The sequence below is a fragment of the Streptomyces sp. CAI-85 genome, from assembly GCF_013363615.1.
GTDB lineage: Bacteria > Actinomycetota > Actinomycetes > Streptomycetales > Streptomycetaceae > Streptomyces > Streptomyces antibioticus_B.
The window spans coordinates 1-12,195 of record NZ_JAANNX010000009.1; the positions used below are offsets into that span (position 1 = coordinate 1).

Below are 12,195 nucleotides of genomic sequence, written 5' to 3' on the forward strand. Positions count from 1 at the left end.
GCGAGGGCTCCGGCTTCCAGTCGGCGATGTACCGGCGGATGGAGTTCCTGCTCGGCGAGAAGTCCGCGTCCATGCTCGTACCGCACCGCGGCGCGCCCCGGGTCCACGCGGAGCTGGAGAAGGCCCTGCACGAGCCCAGCCTCTACGACGAGGTGCTGCGGCTGCTGGCCCGCCGCGGGTCGGAGATCCCGTCGTCCGTCCTGGAGCGGGACGTCTCCCGGCGCTACGAGCCCTCGCCCGAGGTCGAGCGCGCGTGGACGGCCGTCTACTCCGGTGACGCGGACAGCGAGGTCGCCCGTCTCGGCGAGGCGCTGACCGACGTCGCCGAGCTGGTGTGGCGCTGGCGCAACGACCACCTCGTCGCCACGCGGCGTGCGATGGGCGCGAAGACCGGCACGGGCGGCTCCGCCGGGGTGGCCTGGCTGGAGAAGCGCGCGCGGAACAACGTCTTCCCCGAGCTGTGGACGGCGCGGTCCTATGTCTGACACCCCGCCCATCGTCTCTGTCACGTCTGCGTCCGATGCCGCGGACTTCGCCTTCAAGGCGCGCGAGCTGGACGCCGGTGACGCGCTGGCCGCCAAGCGCGCGGAGTTCCTCCTCGACGAGACCGTGTACCTCGACGGCAACTCGCTGGGCGCGCTGCCCGCCGCCGTCCCCGGCCGGATCGAGGACGTCGTCCGCCGCCAGTGGGGCGAGCTGCGCATCCGTTCCTGGACCGAGAGCGGCTGGTGGACGGCGCCCGAGCGGATCGGCGACCGGATCGCCCCGCTGGTGGGCGCCGGGGCCGGGCAGATCGTGGTCGGCGACTCCACGAGCGTCAACGTCTTCAAGGCGCTCGTGGGCGCGGTGCGCCTCGCGGACGCCGGCCGGGACGAGATCCTCGTCGACGCGACGACCTTCCCCACCGACGGGTACATCGCCGAGTCGGCGGCCCGGATGACCGGCCGTACGGTACGTCCGGTGACCCCGGCGGAGGTGCCCGCGGCGCTGTCCGACCGTACGGCGGCCGTGCTGCTCAACCACGTCGACTACCGCACCGGGCGGCTGCACGACCTGCCCGGCCTCACCGCCGCCGCGCACGAGGCGGGCGCCCTCGCCGTCTGGGACCTCTGCCACAGCGCGGGCGCGCTGCCCGTCGGCCTCGACGCGCACGGCGTGGACCTCGCGGTCGGCTGCACCTACAAGTACCTGAACGGCGGCCCGGGTTCACCGGCGTACCTGTATGTGCGCCGCGAGTTGCAGGACCGTTTCGACTCCCCGCTGCCCGGCTGGAACTCGCACGCCGAACCCTTCGGCATGCGGCCCGCCTTCCGGCCCGCCGAGGGCGCCCTGCGCGGCCGGGTCGGCACGCCGGACATCCTGTCGATGCTCGCCCTGGAGGCGGCGCTCGACGTCTGGGACGGGGTCTCCGTCGACACGGTCCGTGCCAAGTCCCTCGCGCTGACGGACTTCTTCCTGGAGTGCGTGGCCGCGTACGTCCCCGAGGGCCGCGTCGAGTCGCTCACCCCGGTACGGCACGAGGAGCGCGGCAGCCAGGTGGCGCTTCGCTGCGCGGACGCACGGGACGTCATGGAGCGGCTGATCGCGCGCGGGGTGGTCGGGGACTTCCGCCACCCGGACGTGCTGCGGTTCGGGTTCACGCCGCTGTACGTCGGTTTCGGGGACGTGGAGCGGGCGGCGCGGACGCTGGCGGCTGTGCTGTAGGCGGTGGAGGGGGAGTTGGGGGAGGGGGAGTTGGGGGGAGGGGGAGACGTTTCTGCCTGGTCGGGTCGACAAATCGGCAGAGCCGTCTCCCCTTCACCGTGCGTGACATCCGCATGTCCGCGCACGTCACGGGCCTGATACCGTCCCGGCCAACGGCCGGATCCGTACCCGGTCCGCCACCCCCGTCCCGTCCAAATCCGTTGAACCGCTGAGAGGTTGGAGCATGCCGGACGACGCCGTCGCTGCCCGGGCCACCGCCGAGGAGGAGTCGGCCTTCTCGCACCCGCCGGTCGGCCCCGACGCCACCGCCCCGTACGGCGACCACCCCGACCAGGTGATCGACTTCTACGCCCCGAAGGCCGAGGCCGGTCCGGGCGGTGCCGCGCCGCTCGTCGTCGTCCTGCACGGCGGGGCCTGGCGCGCGCCGTACGACCGGCGGCACGTCAGCCCGTTCGCGGACTTCCTCGCGCGGCGCGGGTTCGCCGTGGCCAACGTGGAGTACCGGCGCGGCCCGGCCGACGCAGCGCCCGCCGTCGCCGGGCGCTGGCCGGACACCTTCGACGACGTCGCCGCCGCTCTCGACGCGGTTCCGGCGCTGGTGGCGAAGGTCCTGCCCCAGGCCGACGCCCGGCGCGTGGTCGTCACCGGCCACTCGGCGGGCGGCCACCTCGCCCTGTGGGCGGCGGCCCGGCATGTGCTGCCGGCCGGTTCGGCCTGGCGGACCGACGGCCCCGTCCCCCTGCGGGGCGTGGTCGCCCTCGCCCCGATCGCGGACTTCGAGGTCGCGGAGAAACTGGACGTCTGCGGCGGCGCGGCCCGCCAACTCCTGGGCGGCGAGCAGCACTTCGAGGAACGCCGGCCGTACGCCGACCCCGCGCTGCTGCTCCCGACGGGCATCGCCACGACCCTGGTCCAGGGACGCACCGACCTGGTCGTACCGCAGGCGGTCGCCGAGGCGTACGCGGACGCGGCGGCGAAGGCGGGCGAGGTGGTCGGCCTGACCCTCCTGGAGGACGTCGGCCACTTCCCGCTGATCGACCCGGCGGCGGACGCGTGTGCGGTGGTGGCGGAGGAGATCGCGCAGTTGGCTTGGTGAGGGCGGCGGCAGGGGCCCGCGGACCCGGCCGAAGGGCGGGGGTCTGCGGGCTGTCCGTCGATGGTGTTCAGCGGCGGCTGTGCCGCCACGATTCCCAGAGCGGGCCGACGCCCACGGAAAGCAGTCCCACGCCGGCTGCGACCAACACGGAGCGGATGGTGACTGTCTGCTCGAAGGCGAACTGAACGGCGAGCAGGACCGCAACAACACTGATGAACGTGACGACTGCGTTTCGAGCCGTGCTCACGGGGTCTCCTTGCGTTTGGCTCGTCGGCGTCAGCATGCGACATTCTTCCACTCGGGCCATCCGATCACGACGCCGATCGGGGCGTAGGGGAGCCGGATCTGGACACAGCGGTTCTGGCTCGCGGCGCTCTTGAAGGTCTTCCGCACACTCTGGGCGCCGGCGCCCAGCGTCCCTCGGCAGATGGTGCGCACGGGCATGTTCCTGACCCGCTCCGGGACCTTCTGGCATGCTGCGACGACTGCGGACGCGGCGTCACTGTACGGAGCCACGGATGCCGTTTCCGAGCGGTTGAACTTCACATAGATGCCGCGGCCGAAGGAGACACTGGGGTCGGCGACCACAGGGAAGACGGTGTCGGCGGTGGTGTGGATCCGCTGGACCAGCGAGTTGCCGTCCAGTCGGTAGTCGGTGGGTACGTCCTTTCCGGCGGCGTCCTTCGCCCACGGTGCGGCGATGGCGCCGATGGCGACACTCGAGTCGGCATCGATCCGCTCGATGATCTCGTAACCGCCGTCGGCGGCCGGAACCAGTTCGGTTCCGGCCGGCAGGTTCAGGTCGAAGCGCTGGCTGGTGGAGGCGCCGGCATCCTTGAGGGTCACCAGGCTGCGGACGGCTCCGTTCACAGTGGGCTGGACCGCGAGGTCGGTGGACGGTGCGGCATCCGGGTACACGACGGTGCCGGCGCCGCTTTCGATGCCGGCGACGCTCCGGGTCGTCGGAAGCCCCACACCGAACGTGGTCCCGTCCGGCGCGGTCGCCTCGACCGTGCCGTCGGAGGCTGCCGGAACGGCGATCACGACGCGGCCGTCCGGCGTATTCGTGACGGTTCTGCCCGCCTCGTGCTCACGGCCGGCGACGGGTGCCGCCAGGTCGTGGGTACCGGTGATGCGTTCGACGATCGCAGCGGCCTGCACGGAGTCCGTGCTGTCTGCGGTGGCCGTCGTTGTCGTGCCCAGCACCAGCCATCCGCTTGCCGCAAGGGCAAGGCAACTCGTGGCTATTCGCTGATGTTTTTTCATAAAGGCCCCGATTTTGGACAGTTCGAAGACGCCGGGGCCGTCGGTATCCGCTTCCCGCGCGGGCTCGGGCTCCTGGCGTCCGGCCGTCACGTCTCCTGGTCAGAGAGAACGCACGGCTCTATTGATCATGGTCGATGTGATCAGATGCGTGCTGCGGTCGCTATGACGGAAGCCATAGTTCCGCCCGGACTTTCAGAAACCGGCCCACATCGCCCTGAGCCCTCGTCGCCGTCAGCCCCGTAGTACTTGAGGTGGACGCCGTGGAACCCCTCTCACTGGTGACGACCGCGGTACCCTCCTCCGCCTACCGTTTTCACCGTGACCGAGACGACGCAGACGCACATGACGCGACAGGACGACCCGTACGGCGCCTATCAGCCGAGGAGCCCGGAGAGCCGGGCGGCCATGGACGCCCTGCGCGGTATGCGACAGGACCTCTTCCTCGACGCCTTCGCCTACCGCCCGCTGCCCCGCAGGGAGCCCAAGGGCCCGGTCAGCGGCCGGCTCAAGGGCCGTAAGCGGGAGTACGCGACCTGGTCGCGGCACGCGCTGGTGGTGGCGGGCGCGCTGCTGACGATGATGGTCGCCTGGGGGGACGGCGGGGGCACCGGCTTCTCCACCATCATCGGTCTGGTCGCGGTGGCGCCGGTGCTGCTGACGCTGGTGCGGCCGGTGGGCGCGTTCTGGCTGTCGCTGGTGTCGACCGTGGTCGTCGCCGCCGTCGGCAGCTCGTACGGCGACTACCCCTGGCCGCCGCCGAGCTTCGTCTCGCATCTGCTGGTGCTCACGGTCGTCGCGATACGCACCCGGCCGCGCACGGCGGCCTGGATGTGGGTGCTGACCGCGTTCTACGGCTTCGTCGCCGAGACGGCGTTCAACAGCTACTACGGGTCGAACGCCGCGCCGATGCTGGTGCTCTCCGCGATCCTCCTGCTGGCGGTCACCGTGTGGCACATCCGGCGGCAGGCCGAGGAGGACGTGTCGGCCCAGCAGACGGTGACCGCGGTGGAGCGTTCGCGGCGGACGCTGCTGGAGGAGCGCACCACCATCGCCCGTGAGCTGCACGACGTGGTCGCGCACCACATGTCGGTGGTCGCCATCCAGGCCGAGGCCGCCCCCTACCGGGTGGAGAACCCGCCGGAGGAGCTGGAGCGGGCGTTCGCCATCATCCGGGAGAACGCGGTGGCGGCCCTCACCGAACTGCGCCGGGTCCTGGGCGTGGTCCGCGCCGAGGACTACGAGGCGCCGGACACCCCGCAGCCCACCCTGGCCGACCTGGAGGGCCTGCTCTCCAACGTCCGGGAGACGGGCCTGGCCGTGGAGAAGACGGTCACCGGGGCGGTCCGTGAGCTTCCCCAGGGTGTGGAGCTGTCGGCGTACCGGATCGTGCAGGAGGCCCTCAGCAACAGCCTGCGGCACGCGCCCGGAGCGGGGGCCCGGGTCGAGATCGGCTATGTGCTGGGCGGGCTGGGGCTGCGGATAGTCAACGATCCGCCGCCCAACCCGTCCCTGGTCAAGCCGTCGCCCGGCGCGGGGCACGGCATCACGGGGATGCGCGAGCGGGTCACCATGCTGAACGGCGAGATGACGGCGGAACCGACCCCGGCGGGCGGTTACGAGGTGACGGTGTTCCTGCCGGTTCCTCCCGTGAGCGAGGGTGGGGCATGACGATCCGGGTACTGATCGCGGACGACCAGATGATGGTGCGCGAGGGCTTCTCCGTCCTGCTGAACGCGATGCCGGACATCGAGGTCGTCGGCGAGGCGGTCAACGGCCGTGAGGCGGTGGAGCGGGTCCGGGAACTCTCCCCGGACGTGGTCCTGATGGACATCCGGATGCCGGAGCTGAACGGCATCGAGGCGACCCGGGAGATCGTGGCGGCGGACGGCGCGGCGAAGGTCCTGGTGCTGACCACCTTCGACCTCGACGAGTACGTCTACCAGGCGCTGCGGGCGGGCGCCTCCGGCTTCCTCCTCAAGGACGCCTCGGCCCGCCAACTGGCGGACGGAGTAAGGGTGGTGGCGTCCGGCGAGGCCCTCCTCGCGCCCTCCGTCACCCGGCGTCTGATCACCGAGTTCTCCAAGCTCGCGGAGGTCCCCCGGCTCGCCCCCGCCCAGGCGTCCTACGGCGACCTCACCGAACGCGAGACGGAGGTGCTGGTCCTGATCGCCCACGGCCTGTCGAACGTCGAGATCGCGGGCCGGCTGGTCGTCGCGGAGTCCACCATCAAGACCCACGTCAGCCGGATCCTGGTGAAACTGGGCCTGCGCGACCGCACCCAGGCAGCCGTCTTCGCCTACGAGGCCCGCCTGGTGACCCCGGGCTAGGTCGTGTCCGTCCCCCCGCCGGAGCCCGAGTGGTCCGGGGGCCTGCCCAGGTCGGGGGCGTTCCGGGCGTAGTCGTCGCCGTACAGCGCGCCCATCGCCCAGTGCCACGCCGAGTCGTGGAAGACGAGTCCGCGGCAGGTGGCGCCGGGGGGTTCGTACGGGTACCACTCCAGTGCCGCCGCCCGGGACTCGGACGGGGACATCCCGCCGTACCGGCCCATGATCCAGGCGTAGTCCCGGCGCTCGGCCTCCAACAGGGCCAGATACTCGCCCTCGTCCCACTCCCACCCCGTCATACGGACAGTGTGACAACGGGCGGTGCGGCGGGCGGGACCACCCTGGTCAGCGGGCCGTCGAGCGGCTAGCGTCCGGGCATGGCAGCAGTCGACGAGCTTCGTTTCGATCCCTGGGACCCGGCGTTCGTGGCCGACCCGTATCCGGCCTACGCCGAGCTGCGGGAGCGCGGGCGGGTGATCCGGTACGGGCCGACGGACCAGTGGCTGGTGCCGCATCACGCGGACGTGTCGGCGCTGCTGCGGGACCGGCGGCTGGGCCGGACCTATCAGCACCGGTTCACGCACGAGGACTTCGGACGGACCGCGCCGCCCGCCGAGCACGAGCCGTTCCACACGCTGAACGACCACGGGATGCTCGACCTGGAGCCCCCGGACCACACCCGGATCCGGCGGCTGGTGTCGAAGGCGTTCACGCCCCGTACGGTCGAGCGGCTCAAGCCGTATGTGGCCGGGCTCGCCGGGGACCTGGTCGACCGGCTGGTGGAGGCGGGCGGCGGCGATCTGCTCGCCGACGTCGCCGAGCCGCTGCCGGTCGCGGTGATCGCCGAGATGCTGGGCATCCCGGAGTCGGACCGGGCACCCCTGCGGCCCTGGTCGGCGGACATCTGCGGGATGTACGAGCTGAACCCCTCGGAGGAGACGGCGGCGCGGGCGGTGCGGGCGTCGGTCGAGTTCTCGGACTATCTGCGCGAGCTGATCGCGGCCCGCCGCAAGGAGCCGGGCGACGATCTGATGTCGGGCCTGATCGAGGCGCACGACGAGGGCGACCGGCTCACCGAGCAGGAGCTGATCTCCACGGCCGTGCTGCTGCTGAACGCGGGGCACGAGGCGACGGTCAACGCCACCGTCAACGGCTGGTGGGCGCTCTTCCGCAACCCCGACCAGCTCGCCGCCCTGCGCGCCGACCACACGCTGGTCCCCTCCGCCGTGGAGGAGCTGATGCGCTACGACACCCCGCTCCAGCTCTTCGAGCGCTGGGTGCTGGACGACATCGAGATCGACGGCACGACGATCCCGAGGGGCGCGGAGATCGCGATGCTCTTCGGGTCGGCCAACCACGACCCGGCCGTCTTCGACCGTCCCGAGCGGCTGGACCTCACCCGCGCCGACAACCCGCACATCTCCTTCAGCGCCGGTATCCACTACTGCATCGGCGCCCCGCTGGCCCGGATCGAGCTGGCCGCCTCGATGACGGCCCTCCTGGAGCGCGCCCCGGCCCTCGCCCTCGCCTCCGAACCCCTCCGCAAGCCGAACTTCGTGATCCGGGGACTGGAGGGCCTCGACGTCACCGTGTGAGCCAGGAAAGACCGTGTGAGCCAGGAAAAGAGCGAGGGCGGGCCTCAGGTCGTCATGTCCCGCCTCCGCAGGCCCGCCAGTCCGCCCGCCACCAGCAGCACCGCGAGCCCCGTCAGGACCAGCACCGGCGGCCATTCCATCGTCCCGCCGGGCAGTTTGGGCAGATGGCCGAAGGGTGACAGGTCCAGCACCGCCTGCGGGGCGTCCAGGGCCGGGCCGACCCAGCCGATCAGCAGGACCGCGCCCGCCACGCCCCACGCGGCGGGCGCGAGCCGCGGGACGGCCCCGTAGAGCAGGACCGTGACTCCGCCGATCACCCACACCGCGGGGAGCTGCACCAGACAGGCGCCCAGGACCGGGCCCGCCCGGTCGCCGAGGTCCCCGACCAGGCCGAGGCCGGTCAGGAAGCCGAGGCCGGCGAGCAGCATGATCAGGGCCGCGCCGCCGAAGGCGATCAGCAGATGGCCGGCGGCCCAGCGCAGCCGTCCGACCGCGTTCGCCAGCACCGGTTCGGCCCGCCCCGAGGTCTCCTCGCCGTGCAGCCGCAGCACCGAGCCCACGATGTAGAGCGCGGCGACGAGACCGAGCATGCCGATCATCGAGGCGAGGAAGGTGTCCGTGAGCCCCGCCTTCCCGCCCATCCGCTCGAAGATCTCGCGGGCCTTGTCGTTGTCGCGGACCAGGTCGGCGGCGCCGTCCGTGAGTCCGCCGTAGACCACGCCGGCCAGCAGGAAGCCGACGCTCCAGCCGGTCACCGCGCCCCGCTGGAGCCGCCAGGCGAGGGCGCCCGCCGAGCCCAGCCGGCCGGACGCCGGGCCCGGCCGGGTCGGCAGGAAGCTCATGCCGACGTCCCGGCGTCCGGCCAGCACATAGGCGACGGCGGCCTGGAGGGCGATGACGGCGGCGAACAGGCCCAGCACCCACCAGCGTTCGCCGGCGTAGGGCCGCAGGTTCTCCAGCCAGCCGAGCGGGGACAGCCAGGTCAGCGGCGAGGAGCCGTCCGCCCGCGCCGAGTCGCCCGCCGCGCGCAGCACGAACGCCGCGCCGAGCACCGCCGCCGTCAGCCCCCGGGCGAGCCGCGCGCTCTCGGTGAGCTGCGCGGCGATCGCGGCGGTCGTCGCGAACAGCACCCCCACCCCGGCGAGCCCCAGCCCGAACGCCGCCGCCCCCGCCGCACCCCGGCCGGCCAGACCCGCCGTCACCAGCAGCGCGAGCACGCCGTTCGCGACACCGGCCGCGAGCAGCGCCGCCGTCAACGAGGCCCTACGGCCGACCACACCGGAGGCGATCAGCTCCGCCCGGCCGCTCTCCTCCTCGTCCCGGGTGTGCCGTACGACGACCAGCAGGCCGGTCACGGCGGCCAGCGCGCCCGCGTACACCCCGACCCGCCAGGCGGTGAGCGCGCCCACGGAGTCGCCGAAGACCGGTCCGATCAGCGCGCGCAGGGAGGCGTTGGTGTCCATCTGGCGCAGCAGGTCCGCGCGGTCGGCGGGGCTGTCGTAGAGGCTCTCCAGGGTGCCCGGCATGGAGAGGACCATCAGGGCGTTGACCGCCACCCAGACCGGGATCATCAGCCGGTCGCGGCGGAGCGCGAAGCGCAGCAGGGTGCCGGTGCCGGTGAGCGCGGTCATCGGGCCGTCACCTCGTCGTCCCGGTAGTGGCGCAGGAAGAGTTCCTCCAGCGTCGGCGGGGTCGAGGTCAGCGACCGCACGCCGGAGGCGGTCAACGACCGCAGTACGGCGTCCAGTCGGTCGGTGTCGACCTGCAACCGCACCCGCTTTCCCTGGACGTCGAGGTCGTGCACCCCGGGCAGGTCGGTCAACCCGTTGGGTTCATGGGCGAGTTCGGCGGTCACGCTGGTCCGGGTGAGATGGCGCAGGTCGGCCAGGGAGCCCGTCTCGACGGTGCGGCCGTTGCGGATGATGCTGACCCGGTCGCACAACTCCTCGACCTCGCTGAGGATGTGGGAGGAGAGCAGCACCGTGCGCCCCTTCGCCCGCTCCTCCTCGACGCACGTCCGGAAGACCTCCTCCATCAACGGGTCGAGGCCCGAGGTCGGTTCGTCCAGGACGATCAGGTCGACGTCCGAGGCGAACGCGGCGACCAGCGCGACCTTCTGCCGGTTGCCCTTGGAGTAGGCGCGGCCCTTCTTCGTCGGGTCCAGCTCGAAGCGGGCGGTCAGTTCGGCGCGGCGGGCCGGGTCCAGGCCCCCGTGCAGCCTGCCGTACAGGTCGATGACCTCACCGCCGGAGAGGTTGCGCCACAGGGTGACGTCGCCGGGCACGTAGGCGATACGGCGGTGCAGGTCGACCGCGTCGGCCCAGGGGTCGCGGCCGAGGACCCGGGCGGTGCCGGCGTCGGCCCGCAGCAGGCCGAGCAGCACCCGGATGGCGGTGGACTTGCCGGCGCCGTTGGGTCCCAGGAAGCCGTGCACCTCACCGGCGGCGACCTCCAGGTCGAGGCCGTCGAGGGCGTGGGTGCGGCCGAAGGACTTGTGCAGTCCGGAGACGGTGATGGCCTTCGTCATGCTCCGAACGTACGCTTCTTTCAGAAAATTGTGAAGTTAAGGAAGTGCGTGAATCGAAGTTAGGATGAGGCGTATGAGCGAGAGCGGGCGGGACACGGAGGCGGTGTCGAGGTTCGTCGAGGGCTTCGCGGCCCAGCTCGTCGAGGCCGGGATGCAGCGGATGCCCGCCCGGGTGTTCGCCGCGCTGCTCTCCTCCGACGAGGGCGTGCTCAGCTCCGCCGAACTCGGCGAACAGTTGCGGATCAGCCCCGCGGCCGTCTCGGGCGCGGTGCGCTACCTCGCCCAGACCCACATGGTCTCCCGCGAGCGGGAACCCGGCTCCCGCCGTGAGCGCTACCGGGTGCGCGGCGACCAGTGGTACGAGGCCCTGACCAACCGTGAGGCGGTCATCAAGCGCTGGGAGGCCGCCCTGCGCGAGGGCGTGACCAGCCTCGGCCCCGAGACCCCCGCGGGCCGCCGGATGGCCGAGACGCTCGCCTTCTTCGAGTTCGTCGAGGGCGAGGTCGCGGCCATGATGGAACGCTGGCGCACCCACCGCGAGCAGCTCTTCGGCGAGGGCCAGGACGAGCCTGAGGGCCAGGACACGCCCTGAGGGCCAGGACGCGCCCTGAGGGCCAGGACGCGCCCTGAGGGCCAAGACGCGCCCTGAGAGCCAGGACGAGCCTTGAGGGCCAGGGGCTCACCGCCCCGGCAGCATCAGCCCCAGCGCCCCCTCCCGGACCGTCCACGTCCGTCGTCGTACCGGACCCGCCACCGACGCGTCCGCGTGGTAGCGGAAGTCCGCCCCGGAGACCGTCACGATGCGGCCCCTGGCCTCGATCGGGGCCGCGTCCGCGCCCAGCGACAGCGGCCGGACGATCACCTCCGCCGTGCCCGAGGCGCCCGGTGTCACCGAGACGGCCTCCACCGGCTGGTCCAGGTCGACCAGCGTCTCGCCGTCCACCTCGACCCGCAGCCGGGCGGGGCCGGGCGACGGCGGGGCCGCGGCGAGCCGCGACGGCCGGGCGGTCCGGGGGTGCGCGAGGGTGCGGACCAGGGAGTGCAGCCAGGGCCGCCCGTGCGGCCCGCCGCCGGAGAACGGGGAGCCGGAGGACGGGGAACCGGAGGACGCGGCGCCGGAGGAACCGGCGCCGGACGGATCCGCCACCGAGGCATCCGCCGGCAGCGGCGGGATCCGCAGCGCGCCGAGGACCACCCCGTCGCTGTCGTCCACCAGCACGTCGAGACGCCGCTCGGTGCCGTCCAGGACGGCCCGGGCCGCCGCCACCGCGCCCGTGGGCACCCCCAGCGCGTGCGCCACGCCCAGCACCGGGCCCACCGGCACCACCGACAGCACGCATCCGGCCAGTTCCCGCCGCCGGTGCAGCAGGGCGACCGTCCGCACCAGCGCACGGTCGTCACCGATCAGTACCGGCCGCCGCGAGCCCCGCCGCTGGAGCATCCGGGCGAACTCCTCGGGGCTCTCCGGCAGACACACCTTCGTACTCGCCGCACCCGCGCCGAGCACGTCTTTCGCGATCCGTACGGACTCCCCGTCCGTGCTCCGGGCGACCGGATCGATGATCACCAGTAGCTGGTCCGGCGTCGCGAAAGTCGCCACCTCGGTCCTGCCTCGCTTCCTCGGGTAGCATCTTTGTGCAAGAGCCCCTTGCGCTATTGCGCCAGGGGCTTCGTCTATTCCGG

13 protein-coding genes are annotated in these 12,195 nt (G+C 72.5%); 7 read left to right on the plus strand and 6 right to left on the minus strand.

Going from position 1 to position 12,195, the window contains the following annotated elements; all coding sequences use genetic code 11:
• The 3 genes from G6W55_RS13815 to G6W55_RS13825 all read left to right on the plus strand — a co-directional run.
• Positions 1–485, plus strand: a 485-nt coding sequence (locus G6W55_RS13815) for a tryptophan 2,3-dioxygenase family protein (protein ID WP_254876242.1), incomplete at its 5' end; no start/stop codon positions are given.
• A complete protein-coding gene (gene kynU / locus G6W55_RS13820; RefSeq protein WP_175521130.1) occupies positions 478–1,704 on the plus strand; it encodes a kynureninase in 1,227 nt (408 codons plus the stop codon). The genes G6W55_RS13815 and kynU, both read left to right, overlap by 8 nt.
• 223 nt (positions 1,705–1,927) lie before the next feature.
• Positions 1,928–2,800 (plus strand): alpha/beta hydrolase, encoded by an 873-nt coding sequence (locus G6W55_RS13825; RefSeq protein WP_175521131.1) that lies wholly within the window; start codon positions 1,928–1,930, stop codon positions 2,798–2,800.
• 67 nt (positions 2,801–2,867) lie between these two features.
• On the opposite strand, the gene G6W55_RS13830 is transcribed toward G6W55_RS13825, so the two are convergent.
• Positions 2,868–3,047: a hypothetical protein gene (locus tag G6W55_RS13830; RefSeq protein ID WP_175521132.1), complete on the minus strand. Its 180-nt coding sequence runs from the start codon at positions 3,045–3,047 to the stop codon at positions 2,868–2,870.
• Between the two features lie 29 nt (positions 3,048–3,076).
• Positions 3,077–4,156 (minus strand): hypothetical protein, encoded by a 1,080-nt coding sequence (locus G6W55_RS13835; RefSeq protein WP_175521133.1) that lies wholly within the window; start codon positions 4,154–4,156, stop codon positions 3,077–3,079.
• Between the two features lie 228 nt (positions 4,157–4,384).
• Here G6W55_RS13835 and G6W55_RS13840 point away from each other — a divergent pair, with 228 nt between their 5' ends.
• Both G6W55_RS13840 and G6W55_RS13845 read left to right on the plus strand, forming a co-directional pair.
• On the plus strand, positions 4,385–5,734 hold the full coding sequence (locus G6W55_RS13840) for a histidine kinase (RefSeq protein ID WP_309243710.1): 1,350 nt from the start codon (positions 4,385–4,387) through the stop codon (positions 5,732–5,734).
• Positions 5,731–6,393, plus strand: coding sequence for a response regulator transcription factor (locus tag G6W55_RS13845; RefSeq protein ID WP_175521134.1), 663 nt, complete (start codon positions 5,731–5,733; stop codon positions 6,391–6,393). Before G6W55_RS13840 ends, G6W55_RS13845 begins: the two co-directional genes overlap by 4 nt.
• On the opposite strand, the gene G6W55_RS13850 is transcribed toward G6W55_RS13845, so the two are convergent.
• The gene (locus G6W55_RS13850; protein WP_175521135.1) at positions 6,390–6,689 is read right to left on the minus strand and encodes a hypothetical protein; all 300 of its coding nucleotides are present in this window, start codon (positions 6,687–6,689) and stop codon (positions 6,390–6,392) included. The genes G6W55_RS13845 and G6W55_RS13850 overlap by 4 nt on opposite strands.
• A 78-nt stretch (positions 6,690–6,767) precedes the next feature.
• On the opposite strand from G6W55_RS13850, the gene G6W55_RS13855 reads away from it, so the two are divergent.
• A complete protein-coding gene (locus tag G6W55_RS13855) occupies positions 6,768–7,985 on the plus strand; it encodes a cytochrome P450 (protein WP_175521136.1) in 1,218 nt (405 codons plus the stop codon).
• Positions 7,986–8,029: 44 nt separating this feature from the next.
• Here the strand turns inward: G6W55_RS13855 and G6W55_RS13860 are convergent, their stop codons facing one another.
• Both G6W55_RS13860 and G6W55_RS13865 read right to left on the minus strand, forming a co-directional pair.
• Positions 8,030–9,616, minus strand: coding sequence for an ABC transporter permease (locus G6W55_RS13860; RefSeq protein WP_175521137.1), 1,587 nt, complete (start codon positions 9,614–9,616; stop codon positions 8,030–8,032).
• Positions 9,613–10,512: an ABC transporter ATP-binding protein gene (locus G6W55_RS13865; protein ID WP_175521138.1), complete on the minus strand. Its 900-nt coding sequence runs from the start codon at positions 10,510–10,512 to the stop codon at positions 9,613–9,615. The genes G6W55_RS13860 and G6W55_RS13865 overlap by 4 nt, the downstream gene beginning before the upstream one ends.
• Before the next feature lie 73 nt (positions 10,513–10,585).
• Between G6W55_RS13865 and G6W55_RS13870 the strand changes: the two genes are divergently transcribed.
• Positions 10,586–11,104: a GbsR/MarR family transcriptional regulator gene (locus G6W55_RS13870; protein WP_175521139.1), complete on the plus strand. Its 519-nt coding sequence runs from the start codon at positions 10,586–10,588 to the stop codon at positions 11,102–11,104.
• 87 nt (positions 11,105–11,191) lie between these two features.
• Here G6W55_RS13870 and G6W55_RS13875 read toward each other — a convergent pair whose 3' ends face one another.
• A complete protein-coding gene (locus G6W55_RS13875; RefSeq protein WP_175521140.1) occupies positions 11,192–12,112 on the minus strand; it encodes a diacylglycerol kinase in 921 nt (306 codons plus the stop codon).
• Positions 12,113–12,195: the final 83 nt, after the last annotated feature.